General features: G+C 52.9%; 16 protein-coding genes. 9 read left to right on the top strand and 7 right to left on the bottom strand.

Annotated features, from left to right (window positions below; translation table 11 throughout):
- Positions 1 to 28: 28 nt before the first annotated feature.
- The 3 genes from HALTITAN_RS15725 to HALTITAN_RS15715 form a co-directional block, all read right to left on the bottom strand.
- On the bottom strand, positions 29 to 997 hold the full coding sequence (locus tag HALTITAN_RS15725; protein ID WP_009287694.1) for an ABC transporter substrate-binding protein: 969 nt from the start codon (positions 995 to 997) through the stop codon (positions 29 to 31).
- 97 nt (positions 998 to 1,094) lie between these two features.
- On the bottom strand, positions 1,095 to 2,084 hold the full coding sequence (locus HALTITAN_RS15720) for a GlxA family transcriptional regulator (RefSeq protein ID WP_051052095.1): 990 nt from the start codon (positions 2,082 to 2,084) through the stop codon (positions 1,095 to 1,097).
- Positions 2,085 to 2,118: 34 nt separating this feature from the next.
- Entirely contained in the window at positions 2,119 to 3,354 is a 1,236-nt protein-coding gene (locus HALTITAN_RS15715; protein ID WP_231500661.1) for a GAK system CofD-like protein, read from the bottom strand.
- Between the two features lie 258 nt (positions 3,355 to 3,612).
- On the opposite strand from HALTITAN_RS15715, the gene HALTITAN_RS15710 reads away from it, so the two are divergent.
- The 7 genes from HALTITAN_RS15710 (at position 3,613) to HALTITAN_RS15680 (ending at position 9,911) form a co-directional block, all read left to right on the top strand.
- Positions 3,613 to 5,073, top strand: a complete 1,461-nt coding sequence (locus HALTITAN_RS15710) for an aminoglycoside phosphotransferase family protein (protein ID WP_152419280.1) — start codon at positions 3,613 to 3,615, stop codon at positions 5,071 to 5,073.
- Positions 5,066 to 5,992: a GAK system ATP-grasp enzyme gene (locus HALTITAN_RS15705; RefSeq protein ID WP_009287690.1), complete on the top strand. Its 927-nt coding sequence runs from the start codon at positions 5,066 to 5,068 to the stop codon at positions 5,990 to 5,992. The genes HALTITAN_RS15710 and HALTITAN_RS15705 overlap by 8 nt, the downstream gene beginning before the upstream one ends.
- On the top strand, positions 5,989 to 7,098 hold the full coding sequence (locus tag HALTITAN_RS15700; RefSeq protein WP_009287689.1) for an HprK-related kinase B: 1,110 nt from the start codon (positions 5,989 to 5,991) through the stop codon (positions 7,096 to 7,098). The genes HALTITAN_RS15705 and HALTITAN_RS15700 overlap by 4 nt, the downstream gene beginning before the upstream one ends.
- The gene (locus HALTITAN_RS15695) at positions 7,098 to 7,826 is read left to right on the top strand and encodes a histidine phosphatase family protein (RefSeq protein WP_009287688.1); all 729 of its coding nucleotides are present in this window, start codon (positions 7,098 to 7,100) and stop codon (positions 7,824 to 7,826) included. Before HALTITAN_RS15700 ends, HALTITAN_RS15695 begins: the two co-directional genes overlap by 1 nt.
- A gap of 27 nt (positions 7,827 to 7,853) precedes the next feature.
- Complete coding sequence (locus HALTITAN_RS15690) at positions 7,854 to 9,188, top strand: metallophosphoesterase (protein ID WP_101148376.1); 1,335 nt, start codon at positions 7,854 to 7,856, stop codon at positions 9,186 to 9,188.
- Positions 9,185 to 9,466 carry an amphi-Trp domain-containing protein gene (locus tag HALTITAN_RS15685; protein ID WP_022524071.1) on the top strand — a complete coding sequence of 94 codons (282 nt, stop codon included), beginning with the start codon at positions 9,185 to 9,187 and terminating at the stop codon, positions 9,464 to 9,466. Before HALTITAN_RS15690 ends, HALTITAN_RS15685 begins: the two co-directional genes overlap by 4 nt.
- A gap of 127 nt (positions 9,467 to 9,593) precedes the next feature.
- On the top strand, positions 9,594 to 9,911 hold the full coding sequence (locus HALTITAN_RS15680) for a hypothetical protein (RefSeq protein WP_027959000.1): 318 nt from the start codon (positions 9,594 to 9,596) through the stop codon (positions 9,909 to 9,911).
- Between the two features lie 46 nt (positions 9,912 to 9,957).
- On the opposite strand, the gene HALTITAN_RS15675 is transcribed toward HALTITAN_RS15680, so the two are convergent.
- Positions 9,958 to 10,212: a putative hemolysin gene (locus HALTITAN_RS15675; RefSeq protein ID WP_022524073.1), complete on the bottom strand. Its 255-nt coding sequence runs from the start codon at positions 10,210 to 10,212 to the stop codon at positions 9,958 to 9,960.
- 237 nt (positions 10,213 to 10,449) lie between these two features.
- Between HALTITAN_RS15675 and HALTITAN_RS15670 the strand changes: the two genes are divergently transcribed.
- Together HALTITAN_RS15670 and HALTITAN_RS15665 are read left to right on the top strand one after the other, a co-directional pair.
- The gene (locus tag HALTITAN_RS15670; RefSeq protein ID WP_022524074.1) at positions 10,450 to 10,938 is read left to right on the top strand and encodes a pyridoxamine 5'-phosphate oxidase family protein; all 489 of its coding nucleotides are present in this window, start codon (positions 10,450 to 10,452) and stop codon (positions 10,936 to 10,938) included.
- Entirely contained in the window at positions 10,919 to 11,494 is a 576-nt protein-coding gene (locus HALTITAN_RS15665) for a CAP domain-containing protein (protein ID WP_027958999.1), read from the top strand. Before HALTITAN_RS15670 ends, HALTITAN_RS15665 begins: the two co-directional genes overlap by 20 nt.
- Before the next feature lie 15 nt (positions 11,495 to 11,509).
- Here the strand turns inward: HALTITAN_RS15665 and HALTITAN_RS15660 are convergent, their stop codons facing one another.
- The 3 genes from HALTITAN_RS15660 to HALTITAN_RS15650 all read right to left on the bottom strand — a co-directional run bounded on the left by HALTITAN_RS15660 (position 11,510) and on the right by HALTITAN_RS15650 (position 19,745).
- Positions 11,510 to 11,998 carry a CreA family protein gene (locus HALTITAN_RS15660; RefSeq protein ID WP_027958998.1) on the bottom strand — a complete coding sequence of 163 codons (489 nt, stop codon included), beginning with the start codon at positions 11,996 to 11,998 and terminating at the stop codon, positions 11,510 to 11,512.
- Positions 11,999 to 12,175: 177 nt separating this feature from the next.
- The gene (locus HALTITAN_RS15655; RefSeq protein ID WP_009287686.1) at positions 12,176 to 12,946 is read right to left on the bottom strand and encodes a SapC family protein; all 771 of its coding nucleotides are present in this window, start codon (positions 12,944 to 12,946) and stop codon (positions 12,176 to 12,178) included.
- A gap of 73 nt (positions 12,947 to 13,019) precedes the next feature.
- Positions 13,020 to 19,745, bottom strand: coding sequence for a putative Ig domain-containing protein (locus HALTITAN_RS15650; RefSeq protein WP_236614966.1), 6,726 nt, complete (start codon positions 19,743 to 19,745; stop codon positions 13,020 to 13,022).
- Positions 19,746 to 19,776 lie beyond the last annotated feature (31 nt).

Below are 19,776 nucleotides of genomic sequence, written 5' to 3'. Positions count from 1 at the left end.
TCGTGTGATTAAGAGCCGAGCTTAACTATTAAGAACCGTATTGGGCCCGAACTTGCTCGATGGCGGATTCCCCATCGCGGGTTTCAACACCCTCCAGCCACTCGGCAACGGTATCCAGGTTGTTGCCAATCCACTCATTAGCCACTTCATCCGCCGGGCGCTCTTCGTAGCTATACTCGTGTACCCATTCGTTCTGGTCTTCGATATCGATCACATACTGCGAAAGGAAACGGTGAACTTCAGGCGCTTCTTCAGCCAGGCTGGCAGGGGTAATTGTCCATACCGTGCTTTCAATGGAGGCCACGCCCGCGTCATCGCTATCGGCTAAATAGGCCAGATCGAAGCTCACGTTCATCCAGTGAGGCTCCCAGCCGACAAAGGTCACCCACTCTTCATCAGCCATTTTTTGCTCAGCCTGGGCCAGCATGGCCGATGTAGAGCTTTCGCGGAGCTGCCAATCGCCCAGCCCCGCAAGGTCGTTATCGATGGCATTGAGAATCGCGTCGTTAATACCGGTGCCCGCTTCAATCCCCTGAATTTCACCATCGAAGCGGTCATGATGCTCTGCCAGCTCAGCCACCGTGGTGACGCCTGCATCGTAAACATACTGGGGAACCACTAGCCCGGAATTGGCGCCGCGGATATTGGAAACCACTTTTTCGACTTTACCGTCGGCCACCAGGGGCTCGACCATATCAGTCTGAACGGGATACCAGCCGCCTAGATAAATTTCCAGGTCGTTCCGCGTTAAGCCTTCGAGGATAACGCTCACAGCTAAATCTTGCTGCCGGGTCTCGTACCCCATGGCCTCAAGTAGCTGGGCCGCCACTTCGGACTTTACCGTCACCCCAGGCCACGGCGGCACCCCAAAGCGCAGTTCATCAAGCTCTGCCATGGCGGGTGTGGCAGCAAACGCAGCGAGTAAAAAGCCCGCTGTCAACGACAGCGTCTTAGTAGTGGTAGGGCTGGTAGTGGCGAAGCTAGTTGTGACCGACATTTGGCTAAACCTCTTTATTAGTTGGGTTTAGCTAGTATGCGCGGCTACTCTCCTATCACTAGACACTAAGCGACGCTTATCAGACATTAAGCGACACTCATTGCGCTTTAAAGGCCTTCTCCGCTATGGCAGAACGCACCTGCCGAGGCGAGTAGCCGTAATGCGCACGAAACGTACGCGCAAAGCTCGACGACGAACTAAACCCACAGGCCACGCCCACTTCTAATACCGCTAAGTCAGTCTCGGCCAGCAGCCGCCGGGCGCGCTTAACACGCAGTTGCAAATACCATTGACGCGGGGTCACGTTTAGCTCCTGCTCAAACAGACGCTGCAACTGGCGCACCGATACCTCTACCTGGCTGGCTATCTCGTCAAGGGGGAGCGGTTCTTCCAGGTTCTGCTCCATCAGCGCAACCGCCTCCACAACACGCCGGTTATGCGTGCCTAAGCGCTTCACCAACGCCATGCGCTGCTGATCGCTGCGGGTGCGAATTCGGTCATGGATCAGTTGCTCGGAGACATCAATAGCCAACTTTGCGCCATGCCGCCGGGCAATCACTTCCAGCGCCATATCCATCGCCGCTGCCCCACCCGCACAGGAGAAGCGCCGCTCGCCCAACTCGTAAAGCTCATCGGTAGTGTCAATACCCGGAAAGCGCTCACGAAACGCGGGCAGACTCTCCCAGTGCAGAGCCACCCGCTCGTGCTTTAACAACCCGGTGGCGGCGAGCAGAAACGCTCCGGTATCAATGCCACCCAAACAGCAGCCTGCTTGATCCAACTGATGAAGCCAGGCCATTAACGGCCGGGTAAGATGCGCCTCGGGGGTAAAACCGCTGCATACCGCCAGCGAGGGTAAATGGTGAACATCCGCCGTTGCGTGATCCACCATCAAGGTCATACCGTTCGACGCCGTCACCGGCCCGCCATCAGCGCTAATCAACGTCCAGTCGAACAGCGGTCGATGGGCAATGCGGTTGGCAATTCGCAGCGGCTCCACCGCCGCAAAGAAGGCCATCATCGAATACTGCGGCAGTAGCAAAAACCCCACCATTTCAGGCAGCGGGCCCTGGTAACTAAGACGCATAGCAATGCCCAAGGTCATTTAGAGTATATCGGTGTCAGGTCAACCCAAGCAGCGCTTCAGCCAGCTTAACGTCATCGTAACGTTGGGTATCAGCATTCTCCGGCGCAAGGTCTAGATCAATAATTTGAATACCCATTTCATCGCGTAGCGTCTCAATCTGATCAGCCGAAACACTCAGAAGCTGCGAATCAAACAGTAAAAAATCGATTGAAGACCGCTTAGACGATAAGGGTTCGAGTGTGCCAGACAAATGCTCATTGAGCACTTGCACCTGATCCACCAACGTCATGCCAAGCGTTTCAAGATCAGTGCCCAGGCTGGGCACATACACTTTGGGTGACGGGTTTTTAGCCAATGCCTTATCAACCCCCTTGGGCAGCAGGTTGGCAATGACACTGCTATAAAAACTGCCCGGCGGGAAAACCAACAGCTCTGCCGAATCAATGAGCTTACGGGTCTCTTTACATACTTTGGAGGCATCCAAGGTATCGATATCGTCCGCCTCGCCTGATAATTTTATCGCTCTGATAGGCGAATCGATTTGAGCCGTCTCTTTGCCGGTAAAGCAGTGTTGGCCAATAATCGTTCGACCGCTCTCTAACAATACCTCCAGTTGAAGGTTGGCATCCGTCGTTGTCCGAACGGTGCCGCGGGTCTTGATCAGTTGACCAAAGAGAAAGGCGATCGGATCCAGAGAGCGATCATGAATCAGATAACCGCCGGTCAAGATCAGGTTCCCCACACTGGCACCAGCGAGGTTAAAATCTTTGGGCATATGTTTGTAGAATGCGGCGATATAGCTCTGGATCAGCGACCGCATGGGCTCAGCAATTGCCTTGAGCAGCGGATGCTTAGCACTGACAAGGGCCTGCAGACTTTGCTCAAGTGCTGTCTTTGCCGTCGCGTCTTCCCCCTCCCTTGCCGATAGCCGATGTGAAAAAAGCGCAGCCACCTCTGGGTGCCCGGTGACAGAATCATCAGCCAGAGCAAGCAGGCGTGCCCTTAGGTCGCCCACCGCAGGCATCGCGAAGGCCCGGCGTAACTCTGCCGAGCTGCCTCCTGAATCAAAAGGGGTAACCAGATGAATGGAGTTATGGGTATAGTCCGTCAACACCTCAGAAAAATGTCTTAGTGCCGTGCCGCCACTAAAGAAGAGTATTTTCGGCCCTAACTCGGGGGCTTTTCGGTATCTGGCCAGACGCAGATCCAACCCCTTGCCAATCTCACGGGGCAGGCACATTCGGGTACCGATAAAACGTCTTTTTTTCATACAACTCTTTGAACTGTAAGAAACATGTAACGTAAACGATGGCACTGTTACTTATACTGTTGACTCTCAGAAGCAGTAACCACCTAAGCGCACGTTATCTTGGTGAGGCAGCGTATCAATACGTCGATTTTGGAGCATTTCTATTTTCTACGATTCGAAGTTGAAAATCACTTCGAGTTAGTTGAAGTTTATGTGACTCAGCCAAGTGAATCCGTTTCTCGGCGCCTGATCAATCGCAAAGGCTATAGGAACACGCTGGTGGAGAAAGTTGAGCTCGCCGTCGCCATGGATGTGCAGCGACGCAAAGTCGATGGGCAGGGTTTTCAGCAATCCAAATCCCTTGAGCGCTTAGCCCGACTACTTGACCAGTTAGGCCAATCCTGCCTTGAATTCACCGCCATCAAGGCCCTAAAGCAGCTTCCCGATAAATCGCGAAAAGAGTACGCCAAGCTCATTCGATTGGTGGGTAAATCATTGAAGCTGGTGATCATTAATATCGATGATGCAAACACTCGCCAAGGCCTGAAAATTGGACGCCGAATTCCCAAAATAACCGCCCGCTTAACCACTGCTTTTGAGCAGGACGCTTCAGGCATGCGTAACAGCGCCGTGGTGGATTTTCAGCTTAACCGTATGATCCATCTGCTTTCGGAGCTTGCCGACGCCCTACTCGCCGCCAACTTCGGCCCTGCCGTACGCTTGCAAAACTACAAGCAACTGAAAAATGCCGCCCACGCGATGACCGCCCAGAATGACGACTTTACCGTTGAGCGGCTTGCGCTTACCCGCAGCGGCAGCACCATTGCCACACTGAGAGCCGAGCACGCCACCTCTGGCAAGATGATGGCAGTCTACAAAGAGGGTGAAAGCCAGAAAGTCATTGAAGAACTTTACGGGGTAGATCAATGGAAACGGGTCTATCCTAAGGTGGCTCCAACGGTTCTCTCGCACCATGTCGAGCAGGGGGATGAACTGGGTTCAATGGTGATCGAACACCTCCCCGGTCGAACGCTTGAGTCACTACTGTTAAACGACCAGTGGAAATCCGCCAAGCAACTTGCCCACACACTCCAACGGACGTTGAGAAAGATCTGGAAGACATCACGTACCAACGAGCCGGCTCAGCCCGAGTATATGCAGCAGTTGCGTAAACGCATGCCCGAAACCCGTCACACGCACCCGACACTGTTTCATACACACCAAACCATTTGCGGACTGCCCCGCCCCAGTTTTGATGAGTTGATCGATCGCGTAGAGCCCCTAGAGCGTCAGCTTAGGGCGCCATTTTCCGTGCTGATCCACGGCGACTTTAACGTCGACAACCTCATCTATGACGAACTCAAAAATCGCATCTACTTTATCGACCTACATCGCGCCTCCTATTCTGATTATGTTCAGGATTTATCCGTTCTGATGGCGTCAATTTATCGGCTGCCCATTATGGATGCGGCCCCTAGAGCCGAACTAATGGGATTGATCAGACAGCTCTATCAGTTTGCGCGCCGGTTCGCCAAAGAGAATAACGATGTAAGCTTTGATGCGCGGCTAGCCATCGCGCTGGGGCGCTCCTTTGCCACCTCTACGCGCTTTATCTACGACAAACGTTTTGCCAACCGACTCGCCCTTAGAGCGAGCTACCTGCTAGAGGCCATAACACTTCTAACCCCTGAGAAAATAGAGAAGTACAGGCTTCCCCTAGAGGATATTTTTAGTGATTAATAAGCGAATTGCGGTCATTGGGATACCTGGCAAATGGTCAACCGAAGTATTGGCGAATCATTTGGAACAGCGCACCGGCTACCGCTGCGTTATCGATATGGCTGACGTAGTGCTGGAACTTGAAACCGGCGAGTTACGTTATCGGGACACCTTGCTCAACACGCTTGACGGGGTGATCATCAAAAAAATAAGCGAAACCTACTCCCCTGCCGCCGACGACCGACTGCGCATGCTCAAAACCCTTGAAGCGGACGGGGTGCGCTGTTTCAGCTCGCCAAGCCAGGTGGGGCGCCTGATTAATCGTCTTGAGGGCACCGCCGCCCTGGCATCCGGCGGTATCCCGCTGCCCGCGACCCGAGTAACCGAGAGCACTGATGCAGCGCTGGAGGCTATCCAAACGTTCGGGAAGTTGATCCTAAAACCGCTCTACTCAACCAAAGCCCGCGGCATGGTGGTGTTAAAAGCGGCAGATGGTGTTAAAGCCAACACCCAAATACTGAATAAATTTAAGGCTAAGCATGGCCTTTTTTACCTTCAGAAATTCGTCAACCTGGGCGGTCAAGATCTAGGCATGGTATTTCTAGGCGGCAAGTACCTGTGCACCTATGCCCGTGTCGGCGATGACAAATCGTGGAATACAACGATACACAGCGGGGGCAAATATCGAACCTTTGATGCAAGCCCTGAGCTGATTGAACTTGGCCTAAAAGCCCAGTCATGCTTCGATCTAAGCTTTACCACTGTAGACATTGCATTGACCGATGAAGGGCCCGTGGTCTTTGAGGTCTCGGCCTTCGGTGGATTTAGCGGCGCGAAAAAAGGCTGTGGTATCGATGCTGCTGAGAAGCTGTGTGATTATGTGCTTAGCCAGCTTGAGGCCGAGACAGCAGAGACAGAGACAGCAGAGGCAGGTGAATGATCAACCTTTTTGATAATCAGCAAATCAACGGGGCTAAGGCCGCCTGTACCTATGCGTTACCGCTGACGTTCAATGGTTTAACAATTCGCGTGCTGGCCGACCACCCAGCCATTCTTGACCATCTTGAGGTTTACTATGCTGGTTTAACGGCGTCTGGTTTGCTCCCGAAAGAAGTCCATACCCTTGACCAGCCAGAACTACCGGTATGGCTGTTGGATCAGCAAGCGGATACCAGCGGCCGCGAGTGGACAGCGGTAACACGGGCCAAAACCAGCGCTCTGGGGCTGAAAGAGGCCTACGTGGATACTCCTCAAGGGCGCTGGATTCATAAAGTACGCACGGGGATGGCGCTGTTCCAATCGTTAACGGCGCCAGCTGCGATTGGCGAGTTAAACAAGCACTCATCGCAAGTCATCAACTTTATTAACAACCAGTTCCTCAATCATCATCAACGCGATGGTTACCTGCTCGGCCACGCCTCGGCCTTTGATATCGATGGCAACGTCACGGCCATTGCCGCCAGCTCCGGTGGTGGTAAATCGACGCTAATGCTGAAAGCGCTGGAAACCGCAACGGCGCGCTTTCTCTCCAATGACCGGATTCTGTTTAAGCCCGAAAACGGCTGGGTAAGCGTTCTCGGTGTCGCCAAACATCCTCGCGTTAACCCGGGCACGCTGATCCATTCTGAGCGATTAATCGACATACTGCCTACTGAAGAGCGCGACCGATTTACCGACATGCCCAAAAGCCAGCTATGGGATATTGAGCAGAAGTACGATGTGTTGATTCCTAACGCCTATGGCGAGGGTAAAACCGCTCTCTCCGGCACGCTCAAACACCTAATACTGCTGGACTGGGCATTAGACGCTACCGCCCCGACAGCCCAGAGTAGCGTGGATATCACCCAAACACCTGAGGCGCTTGAGGGCTTGCGCAAAAGCCCAGGGCCATTTTTTCAGCACGTGGATGGCCACTTTCCCACCGAGCAAGCCCAATCTGCCAAGATCTATGCCGAACATCTAGCGAGCGTTGAAGTGCTGCGCCTCACCGGTACCATCGATTTTGAGCGTGCCATTGCGCTACTCCAAGCCAAAGGCATTCTCTGATGGTGGCACTGGCGCTGATTCGGCACGGTGAATATTCTCAACTGGCGGATACACCCAGCGCCCTGCAGCCCTACCCGCTCACGGAAAAGGGTGCGGAAGACGTTCGAGAGCAGGCGCGTCGGTTCGGCGCGTGGCTAGCCACTTCAGGCTATCAGCTCAATGCGGAGATACACTGCTCGACGCTGCTAAGAGCCTGGCAAACGGCTGAAATCTTCCGCGAAGAGCTAACGCCGCTGTTTGCGGAGCCACCCCGTTCGCGCAGCTTTTCGGCCCTTTGTGAACGCAGCGTTGGGGCGCTGGCCAATCTGAGCATTCAGGAAATAGAACGGATCGTCACCCTCGACCCTCGCCTTGAGCCCTTACCTAAGGGCTGGAAATCAGCCAGCGATTTCAGACTGCCCTTCGACGGCGCGGAATCGCTGTTGGAGGCAGGTGCAAGGGTCGCTGCTCATTTACAAGCACTTTTAGAGCCACAGCCGCGACCTGAGACAACGAAGCAACGGAATCAGCTCAAGCAACTCAATCACCTAAATCAACTACAGCTGGTGGTGGGCCACGGCGCCTCCATTCGCCACGCAAGCTATCATTTAAATGTCATACCCTTCAGCGATATTAAACGGTTAAGTATGTTTCATGGTCATCCGGTCGTTTTCGAGCGGCATAACCAAGGCTGGCACCGACTGTACGGAAACTGGAAACAGCGCCAGCCAGCAGACCCTCTCGATTAGACGATAGCGATGAATAAGATGGCTTCTATGACCGCGTGCAATGTTATTCCAAAGGTAAGCAAACAACCGTATCACAACGCCATCTTGACGCGCCTTCCGACAGAGTGGGCGCCCTGGCCCGATGACGCGACTTCGGTCAATCACGATGAGGCGCTAAGCACCTTTGTTAAGCGCTCGCGAAAAAAAGGCTTCGCCTGGCCCAAAAAGCCAGTGGCATTCATCTCAGATCCCCATGCGGACGCCGAGGCATTTGAAGCCTCGCTAATTGCTGCAGGCGTGATCGAACGCGAAGGCTCCCACCTATGTGAATATGCACTGACGAAATTCGGCAAAAAAGCCGAAATCGTGGTGGGCGGAGACTGCCTGGACAAAGGCCCCAGCAATCTGATGATGCTGCGCAGCCTGGCCCATTTATACCGCCTCAAAGCAGATATCACTCTGCTGGCCGGTAACCATGATCTCCGCTTGCTGATGGGGCTGCTATCGTTGGAACGCGACACTGACGCCGGTAGCCAACATCTCTTTGTGCGCATGGGCAAGAAGGTCATACCGCTGTTTAAAGAGGTATTCGATCAATACCTAGCCGATACCCAGTGGGACAAAGGATTACCGTCCGAGCAGGCGTGCCGACAGGCGCTGTTTCCAGGCAACGACTGGTTCGAAAACTTCCCCTTCTATGCCGCCGGGTTTCTCACCCCCGAGGGTATAGAGCGTGAAATCAGCAAGATGACCACCAAGGCGCAGAGCTTCGAGGCGCACTGTGCAAAAAACGGCCTGTCGCTCACCCAAGTCTACGCCGCCGCGATGAAGTGTCGTTCGCTATTTCTTAACAAATCGGGGGAATTTAGCTGGTTTTTCCGCCGCATGCAGTTGGTTAAAAAGCGCGGTTCCTTTCTGTTTCTGCATGCCGGCCTCGATGATCATATGGCCGAACTGCTGGCCAAGTACGGCGTAAAACATGTCAATCGGGCTTTCAAAAAAAACCTAATGCACCAAAACCTATTCAGTTTTTATTATGGCTCTTTGGCCAATACCTTTAGAACCAAATACCGTAAAGCCGATCTCCCCCTTACGCCTCGCGGCGCCTATATTGCCCGGCGGGCAGGCATTCAGGTGCTGGTTCACGGCCATATCAACCAACACTTTGGCCAGCGGGTCACGCTCAAAAACGGGCTTATCCATATCGAAGCCGATATCACCCTGGACGCTCACTCGCGTAAAAACGAGGGGCTCGATGGCTACGGTGTAGGGGTAACGTTAATCGACAAAAACCGTGGGGTGATCGGCCTTAGCTGCGATTACCCTCAGGCAAAAGTGTTCAAGCCCGGCCGCAAAGGAAAACTGGTGGAGCCCGCTAAATGAAGTCAAAAACGAAATTCAGTCACGATTCGCTGCTGGATCGTCAGTCAACCCAAGAGTTACTGATTACCCTGGCAAATGCGATCAATAAAGGCGAGTTAGCCTTCCAGGAAAGTGAAGGTGAGCTGGTACTTTCCCCCCAGCAGTTGCTGCAAGTCTCCCTGCGCGCCAGTGATGAAGGCGATAAGCAGGAGGTGGAAGTAAAGATTAAATGGCGCACTAAAGAGAAAGAGCTTTCCGACACTCCTCCCAAAATTAAAACAAAAGCGGGTAAACGCTAGGAGTTAGGCTCCACCAGACACCCTGTGCCCCCCACGATGAATGTGGGAGTATCATGCCCATGTACGCGCTTGAGCCCTTTAGGCTCACGAAAGAAAGCTATGGGAGAAAGACTATGGGAGCGTGGAAATGGACGTCACACATTTAGAGCACGTCGTTATCGCTTTGATCATTCAGCTCTCACTATTGCCCTTTGTTTCTGCTTACGTGGCCGGTGTTATCCCGGTGGCGATACTGCTTGGCCGCGAGATCGCTCAGCACGAATACAGGCTAGGCATCCAACGAGGTTGGGCATGGAGCGAAACGCTACCGGTCGGTATGTTTGAGGGCGTCTGGCGTGGGTGGACGTTAGACTCAGTGCTTGATGTTCTGCTGCCAGCACTGGCGTGCGGGCTGCTAGCGCTTATGATTGGCTTTAAAAAAAGGCATACAGCCAAAAACAGCTAGGCCCTTGGCACCCAGTGGCTGACCTGGGTGGCATCAAAGGTGCCAGCTAGTCATTATCGAGATGCTCTGTACGGTATAACTTCCACTCATTTTCAACCCGGCCATCAGGCAAGCGGCAATAGCGGCCAGTGCCTAGGCTGCTTTCGCGAATTTCATTCTCCCCACCGACACTTCTGCAGTATTCAGCCGCGTATTGGGTCATCTGGTTTTGAGAATTGGGGTCACCACCGCCCGTGGCACAGCCGCCGAGCATTAGTAGCACTGTCATTGGGCCGTAGCGGTATATAGATCCTGTAAGCATTGGAACCTCCCTCCCTGAGCATACAGTTCAGCGTCACTTTGATTCTGGTGAGTAACCGCGGACACATCAAGCAGGATGTTACTAGGCAAGAGATATGATGATTCCATAGAGCGTTTGCTGATATGGAAAATGGTAGCTAGGCTGTAGCTAGTCATCTTCGATGTACAAGCATTGTCTATGACTATTTTAGTATCTAATTCATAAGGCCAGGATCGTATTCATAAGGAGAGTGACGCTATGTCCAGCCCGGAACATAAGCAGAAGATCTGGAAGATGATCAAAGATATCAAAGTCGGCATGCTCGTGACGTTGGATCATGACACCCCGCGCGCCCGTCCCATGCACCTGGTGCAAGATGAGTATGACGGCACCCTGTGGTTCTTCACCCGCCGCAGTGCCGAAAAAGTATTTGAAACCAAAAGCGACCACGATGTGTGCCTTAGCTTCTCCGACCAGGAAGATGGCGTCTACGTTTCACTATCGGGTAAAGCCAACCTGACAGATAACCGTGAACTGATCGAAAAATACTGGAACCCTTTCATCGCCGCCTGGTTCCCGGAAGGTAAAGACGACCCAGACGTCGCCCTGCTAGAGATTAAAGTGCAGATGGGTGAGCACTGGAAAGCCAAAGAGAGCAAGACATTCCAGCTTTACGAAATTGCCAAAGCCAACCTCAAAAAGGACGCCACGCCGAACCTTGGCGAGAATGAAAAGTTCGGTGGGTAACTTCCTTCCCAAGCGCCCCGCTGCCGGGGCGCTTTACGGCCTGACCGTTACCATGCTGCTCATGGGTTCATCCACCTCATGGGCCAATGATCAGTCCCAGAGTGATAATGCTCCCAGTCAAGGCGAATGCGAACTCAACGATCAGCAGCGGGCAATGCTGTCTCAAATCAACGAGGCGCGTAGCCAAGCGAGACAATGCGGTGACCAGCAGTTTGAGGCCGTAGAATCGTTAGCATGGAGCTGCAAGCTGGAAGCAGCGGCCAAAAGCCACTCCCAGGACATGGCCGAGAACGACTACTTTAGCCATACCGACCCGGAGGGCGCAGGTATCGAGCAGCGGGTGGGTAACCAGGATTACGTGTGGCAAGCCGTGGGTGAGAATGTCGCCGCTGGCTACACCTCGGTCTCTGCCGTAGTGGAAGGCTGGCTAGACAGCCCCGGCCACTGCCGCAACATCATGAATGACGCCTTTACCGAAATGGGCATGGCAAAAGCCGAGGATTCGGAGTCGCGCTACTCAACCTACTGGACACAAACGTTAGGCAACCCGCGCTAAGCGCCCAAGAGTCAGTTATTGCCCGCCTCCTAGCTCACCGTAGTGGACAGCCGTAATCGCGTTTTTAGGCGAGCCATCGACCAGCTTGGTGCTATACGTCAGGTACACAAAGGTCTGGGTTTCGGCGTCATGCATGCGAACGACGCGCATATTCTTGAAAAGCGCCGAGCGGCGTTGACTAAAAATCACCTCTTGCTCCTCTACTTCAGCAGGATCGAAGACAACCTCCCCTGTCTGCCGACACGCCACGCTCGCCTCACTAGCCTCCTCAGCAAGCCCCACCGCACCAGAGATCCCACCAATCTGTGAGTAGGAGAGATAACAGGAGATACCCTGAACGTCCGGGTCATCGAAGCGCTCCACTTCAATGGTGTTGTTCGGACCAAGCAGCTTGAACTCGGTACGCACGCTGCCAATATGAGCATCCTGGGCGAATAGCGTGGGTGGCAGCAGTGACAACATAACCATAAGTGGCCCGAGGGCAGCGCGTTTAGAGAAAAACATGGTGAGCTTCCTTGATAATAGTCAGTCGAACGATGATCAAGCCTAGAGGATACATTAATCCAGGAGAAAGCTCAGCGATTATCAAATTACAGGTACACATTAACTAAGTGCTATTTATTGTTACGAGGTGCTGAATTCGATGCTCGATAGAATGAAGCCAACAACTACGTAATAAAATCAAAATTTAAACTCATCTCCGTCTTCGTAAAATAGATCAATATCATTTTCAAGCTTTGACTGTTTAGCCTGCTCTTGCGCATGGAATTTCACTCGTTCTGTTAACTGAATTACTTGACTCATTGAGAATAGTTGAGCGTAGGCTAACGGCAAGGCACCACGGCGATGTAAATCAGCTAACGTTCCTTCTCCTAATTGGTTCAGAGCTTGCTGATTAATACAATGTAAACCCTGCATATGCAGTGACGCCTGCTTGTCACCCCAGGTCAGCTGTAGAGGCCAAGGCTCGATTAGGCCTGCTTCACTTAATACTTGGCAGGCAGCAGTCGTTAAGTGTCGGTTACACTCGCTTTGTTTGAGAAAACTCAGTGTTTGTTCGACTTGATTAGCAAGATTTCCCTTCCCTCCAAAAAGTGGCTCGGCGTTCAAATCGTCAGTGAGGTGCTGCCGTTCTATGCAGAATACTTTTTTATTCGTCTCGGCCTTTGCCAAGGTAAACGGATACTCTCGCAGCGACGCGGGCACGTAATCACACAGCCAACGACCATCGCGATGCAAATACAAGTTGCATTCGTTAAATCCCAGTACTGCTACTGGGTGATAACCCTCATTCTGGTAAATAAAGCCCAATACATAATGGGGTACCAGACTGGCTAGCTCTTTCAGAAGAATGGGAGCCAAATGATATTCTGCAGAAAAGAAATAGCCTTGACGTGACCAGAATCGTTTATTGACATGCTGAGTACGTGATATGGCGATCCATTCAAGCATGAGTGCACCTACTGTTCTTCAAAAAAAAGGGGCTGGTGAAACCAGCCCCTCATGCTACTAAGCTACTAACTTATCAAAAACTTCCTACCGTTGACTCATCATTAATACCAACTAGGCCAACTTCTTGGCTCATTGATGAGGGATTGAGAGTTCCAAACTCATCATCTCCCGGCATATCACTTATAGAGTTACTCTCGAACAGAAGGGTTGCATTATTACTTAGTTGGCTAGCACTGGCGTTATCAGCCACAGTAATAGCAAGCGTTGGAGCAGTCCGGTCTCCTCCAGCCGCCTCGACAAAGCGAGTCCCACCAGTTCCTTCTATTTTGACCGTGATCAGATCTCCTGAGTTAAGCCCCTCCTGAGCAATAAGCGAATTAAGTTGATTTGCCAAGTTAATACCTACAGTTATATTTTCACCATCCTGCCATGTACCTGTAGACTGCCACACTTCCTCTTCAGAGAGATAATTTCGGTTAGTGACTGAGCCGAAGCCCGCTCCGTTGAGTGAGTTCTCTACGGAGAAAGTCATCGTCGAGTTGGCAGAATGCGTCCTATCAGATACCCAGCTGATAATCGCACTATCAATAGTTTCACTATCATCAAGATTAATATTATCAGGCACGGTAAATTGAATACCGACAACATATGAGCCTATCTCCAAATCAGGACTAGACAGAGATGAGCCCTGTTCAATGTCGCCATTAGCACTCTCGACCATGGCGACAAAGTAAGTATCTGGCTCGTTTTGATCCTCTGGCACCACCACCAAGTCAAAACCTGCTGTCGCAGTAGCACCATCTTCATCGGTTACCTGAACTTCCAGCGCGTAATTACCTACCCCTGCACTAGGGCTCCCCGAGAAAGTCTTCGTTTGTGCGTCGAAGAAGACTCCATCAGGTATGTTTAGGGCTTCATAGGTCAATATATCGCCATCCAGATCGCGAAAGGTATCATCAGGAATCTCGAAGAAAAACTCATCTTCAGCTTCGATCGTCTGATCTTCAAGAGGGTTATTAACGAAAGGCTCGGTATCACCACTAAGTATAAAGGTAGAGTTCGTCGCGTTTATACTTGGCGCATTGCCTTGGTAAAGCTCAAAGAAGTCAATATGGAAGCCTTCGGAACGGCCTGCGAAAGTAATCGTATGAACACCGGCGTCAAGCACAAACTCCGCTGGGAAATTCGGTACCGAATCCGAGGTGCTATCGATAAAGTTCGCGAAGCCAAAATCGCCTGTTGCATTACCATACAGCTTTATAAACCCACTATTATCTATCGCATTGACATTACTAACGAGAAGCTCTTCAGCATTGTCATCTATCTTCACCCAGACATCATTCTGGGCATCGCTGGCCCCACCTGGATCCCGTGTCCCCCGAACTCGCAAGGTAAACTCCCCTGCTGCCGACTCAGGAATGACGAATGTATAGGTCAGTTCTGCCTGCGGCCCATTAAGAGCCTCACTGTCCTCATCGCCCCAGAGATAGTAACCAACTCCCTGGAAGTTCGCCTGGTTACCATTTTCGTCTGCCTCATCGAAGAACTGCCATTTGCCAGGAGGGTTTACTCCACCAGGTCCATTTATATCCTCAAACTGTACTTTAAGACGACTGTCCTCCATAAGGTAATAACCTTCCGACGGGATTGTCGTATCGCCATCCACAACAGGCGTACCATTCGAAATTAGATAGATCGGCTGCGATACCGGCCCCAAGCCCAAGCCATCAGAGGTATTCGGGTTATCAATGACGGATGCAACAAAACCAAGCGGAAGTGTGTCATCTCCATCGAAGCTGGAGGTGTCGTTCAGGAAATCCCCATAGGTAAACTCCTGCGAAACATCGGCTGTGCCACTGGCGCCCAGCTGTACATCTACAAACTGGAACTCTGCAGCATTGTTAGCAGGGAAATTCTTATCCGCTAGACGGGCATTTACAGTATCGGCAATGCCATCCTGATTATTGGTTACTGGCTGGTGCCCTTTAGTCATGACGACTCGCACCCATTCACCAGCTGGCCCGCTAACAATTACCGAAGGTACTTCACCACCGTAGGTCCCTTGACTACCGGCAGAAAGCCCGTTGACACTCAATTCGGCAACTAGGTTAGGTGGCGTTTCACTCACCAGCACTTGTGCTCCAGCCTGGCTGCCATCGCTCATCAATTGTCCGCTGGCAGTACTACCATCAGTAAACTTGATATACACATTGGAGCCGATAAGTTCCGCCCCTGAGATCCCCCCCACATCCCAGAAGGGAATCGATCCCGTATCGACACTGGATTTGGTAAAGCCAGCAATCGAGTTAGGATCCATATCACCACTGAAACCAACTGTTTCACCGTTAGTAAATCCACCGTTGGCAGTGGCCGAAAATTTCACCAAGGCCCCACGGTAACCACCATTATTATCTGAATTCTCAGGCTCAGGATCGATTCCCGGCAGGAAATAATGCTCGTAGCCAGACGACCCCACAGGCTGAATTGCCCCGGTGTTACCGGCACTGTTGATCGCCCACTCCTTGGCTGTCGCATCCCCACCTTTGCCATCGGGATCAAACACGCTATCGCCATAGAGGGCTGTCGTCACATCAAAGAAAACCGCGGCGATCTTCTTATCTCCGGTATTTTGCACCTGGAACGAGTTACTGCCGTAATTGGAACTCTGTACGTCATTCCCGCCAGGAGTCACAGTGACCAATGCAGAGCCAACATCACCTTGATCATAGCTATCCGATAATTCGAGGTTAGCACCAGCAAAAATTTCTTCGATCTCGGTCGCCGGCACCGGCAAAGGAGTGCTAGTGTCTTCCTTGGCACTTACCTCGAAGTAGTCATAGGCAGCGGTAAAGGCTTCCGCCGCACCATGCGTGTGGGTAATCCCTACGCCGACCGAAGCTGCAGGGTCTAGTATCGCCTCCTTAAGGGCTCCGGTGAGTTCCAACCCGCTAATGGTCACGCTGGCATTACCCGGTAAAGGTTCACCTGATGCGTCCAGTAAAGTGACTGTCGCCGTCGCCATAGTATTGCCGACGTTATTGACACTGACATCGAGTACTAGCTTCGCTTTTGCAAAATCACCAAAGCCATAACCATCTGGGAAGTCAGCCCCAAGTTTGGTTTCGGCGTTGTTGTCGCGCGAGGAAAACTCAATGTCCTGACCAACACTGCCGAATACCAGCTTGGCAAAATCATTACTGTTCACACTCACCGCCAGCCCTAGCTGCGAATAACTACCGGGAGCCGAAGCAAAGGGGTTATCCACCACGGACTCCAGGATGAAGCCTCCATCACGAATAATGCCCAAGTGATAATCATTCTGTGGCGTATTTGCAGACCCCGTATCACCACTCGTTGTCGTGACCCTGAGTTGATTATCGGCAACGATGCCGGCGCCGGTATCTTCGTCCTGAAATGCCACATCAGAACTGGCCATAACCCCGGTGAAACCGTTCTGATAGGGAGTGCCGTTTACTTCGAAATTAAGGCGTATGCTTTCGCCGTCGGCCAAAGGCTGCCCATTTTGGGCGTCATAAGCAAAGACATCATCTACATTGGCATCACCATCACCATCAATATCTTCATCCGCCTGATTGGCAGTGCCATCTTCGTCCAGGTCATCACCCGGGGCATAACCGCCAAGCGGGCTGCCCTCATCAAAGTCGATCATGAAGCTCGTCGATGGCGTTGAATCGACAAGGTTGGCATTCTCTGAGGCATCTGAGACCGCCCCCTGAGCCACCCAGACCGTATAACTACCATTTTCATTCCAACCTCCAGCTGGAGACGAGATCGCATAAGTTGCTTCGCCCGTCGTTGCGTTGAAGCCATCGAAGCTGATCGTGGCAGCAACTGGAACCCCATCCAGCATGAGTGCGATGTCACTGTTATCAAGCGTCTCCGTAGCGATGCCCGAGGCATCAGCGTAAGTGACAACAACCGTAAGTTCCGCGTCGGTGTTGACTGGCTGTAGGATAGCAATCGTCGCGACCGGCTTGTCGTTATCGTCAGTGGATTCTTCGCCCTGTTGCTGAATACGCAAGTAGTCATAATTAGCAACAAAAACTGGACCGGAACCAAACGAGGTCTGGGTTACGCCAACACCGAACTCTTCTCCCGCACTAGTAATGGCTGTATTCAAAGGGCCATCCGGTAGGAGCAGTGCTGGCAGAGCCGTATCTCCCAAACTTTGTCCTGATGCATCAAGGAAGGTCATGGTGCCCGAGAAACTTGCCATGCCACCATCAACACTGGCTTCGATAGCCACAACAACATCAGCAATCTGCGCGAAGCTGATGCTTGGCGGCAGGCTGAAGGTCTGTTTGCTTTGTGAACCTCCTAGCTCATAGGAGTATTCAATTTGCCCGCCTCCGACGTTGCCGAAGGTTACCTTCAGATATTCGTCCTGGCTGAGGCTTATATTAAGACCCAGCTGCGAATACTGTGCAGGCAGCGAAGGGAAAGGGTTGCCAAATTTAAGCTCAGCAGTAAAACCATCACCTCCAGACACATTAGTATAGTAATTATCATTGGCGTTATTACTGCCTCCAGCATCACCCTCACTGGCCGAAATAACCAAATTTCCATTAATGATTTCAGCTGTACCGGTTTCCTCTGTGTCAGTACCCGAACCTTCAGTCACTCCGTCAAATAAGCCTTGTAGAGTCTCACCTTCATCGAATTCAAGATTGATCGTCGCAGGATCGGTGCTGGTAATATCATCCTCCGTCACCGTTCCCATTGCCGTCGCAGCCGCGGGATCGATAGCAAACGCCTCGTCTGCAATCCCGGCTAGGATGACACTGACCTGCTCCGGGCCATTGGCTTGATCATCGTTGGCGACGTCAACCGTCAAACTGCCGACGCCGCCGGTGAAGACCACCGTGCGGGGCTCGGATGTACCATTAATAGTGAGATCCAATGCCACCTCGCCGCTGAAGCCTTCCGAGGCGGTAAGGCCGAAGCTTAGCGTGGTGGCACCCTCGTCGCCGCTTTCGACCATCGGATCAGCATCGGAAATACCGATCAAGGTCGGCGCCGGTGGCTCGACAATTCCCGCGGGCACAAACTCGATATAGTCGATACGTGCGTATTCCAGCGTAGCCGCAGTTGCAGAGAGCGCCAGAGTAGCATCGTCGCCCACTGTGACATTTTCGAAAGTCACCGTGCGGAAGCTTGACGCTTGGGCAGCATTGCCACTGGTGGCGTCGTTATCGAAGATCCAGTCGCCGCTGAAGCTCTGGCCCTGGGCATTACCGATGCTCAACTGCGCCGTACTTTCGCCGTCGTTTTCGTCAAAATACCCGACAATCACGGTGTAAGTGCCCGCCGCAACCGCACCGGCTAGCGCGTAACTGGCCGTGCCCGACTCGCCACCCTGCAGCCGGATACCTTGACCCTCATCCGCTGCGCCGATGTTCTCGACGGTGTAATTGGTTGCCGTGGTAAAGTCCTCGGCCTGAAGGCGTACGGGCGTTGTTGGTGCGACCTCGTCATCCTCTGTCACTGTGCCCGTTGCCGTCGCAGCAGCGGGATCGATAGCAAACGCCTCGTCTGCAATCCCATTCAGGATGACACTGACCTGCTCCGGGCCGTTGGCTTGATCATCGTTGGCGACGTCAACCGTCAAACTGCCAACGCCGCCGGTGAAGACCACCGCGCGGGGCTCGGATGTACCATTAATAGTGAGATCCAATGCCACCTCGCCGCTGAAGCCTTCCGAAGCGGTGAGGCCGAAACTTAGCGTGGTGGCACCCTCGTCGCCGCTTTCGACCATCGGATCAGCATCGGAAATGCCGATCAAGGTCGGCGCCGGTGGCTCGACAATTCCCGCGGGCACAAACTCGATATAGTCGATACGTGCGTATTCCAGCGTAGCCGCAGTTGCAGAGAGCGCCAGAGTAGCATCGTCGCCCACCGTGACGTTTTCGAAAGTCACCGTGCGGAAGCTTGAAGCTTGGGCAGCATTGCCACTGGTGGCGTCGTTATCGAAGATCCAGTCGCCGCTAAAGCTCTGACCCTGGGCATTACCGATGCTCAACTGCGCCGTACTTTCGCCGTCGTTTTCGTCAAAATACCCGACAATCACGGTGTAAGTGCCCGCCGCAACCGCACCGGCTAGCGCGTAGCTGGCCGTGCCCGACTCGCCACCCTGCAGCCGGATACCTTGACCCTCATCCGCTGCGCCGATGTTCTCGACGGTGTAATTGGTTGCCGTGGTAAAGTCCTCGGCCTGGAGGCGTACGGGTGTTGTTGGCGCGACGTCATCATCCTCTGCCACTGTGCCCGTTGCCGTTGCAGCAGCGGGATCGATAGCAAACGCCTCATCTGCAATCCCATTCAGGATCACACTGACCTGCTCCGGGCCATTGGCTTGATCATCGTTGGCGACGTCAACCGTCAAACTGCCGACGCCGCCAGTGAAGACCACCGTGCGGGACTCGACCACCCCATCAATATCCACGCTCAGAGCTACCTCGCCGCTAAAGCCTTCCGAGGCGGTAAGGCCGAAGCTTAGCGTGGTGGTGCCCTCGTCGCCGTTTTCGACCATTGGGTCGGCGTCGGTAATACCGATTACCGTTTGGCCAACATCATCCTCTGTCACTGTGCCCGTCGCCGTCGTAGCAGCGGGATCGATAGCAAACGCCTCATCTGCAATCCCAGCTAGGATGACACTGACCTGCTCCGGGCCATTAGCTTGATCATCGTTGGCGACGTCAACCGTCAAACTGCCGATGCCGCCGGTGAAGACCACCGTGCGGGGCTCGGATGTACCATTAATAGTGAGATCCAGAGCCACCTCGCCGCTAAAGCCTTCCGAGGCGGTAAGA

The organism is Vreelandella titanicae BH1 (assembly GCF_000336575.1).
Taxonomy (GTDB): domain Bacteria; phylum Pseudomonadota; class Gammaproteobacteria; order Pseudomonadales; family Halomonadaceae; genus Vreelandella; species Vreelandella titanicae.
Note: the sequence above shows the minus strand (reverse complement) of the source record. Positions and strands in the feature narration are given on the sequence as shown.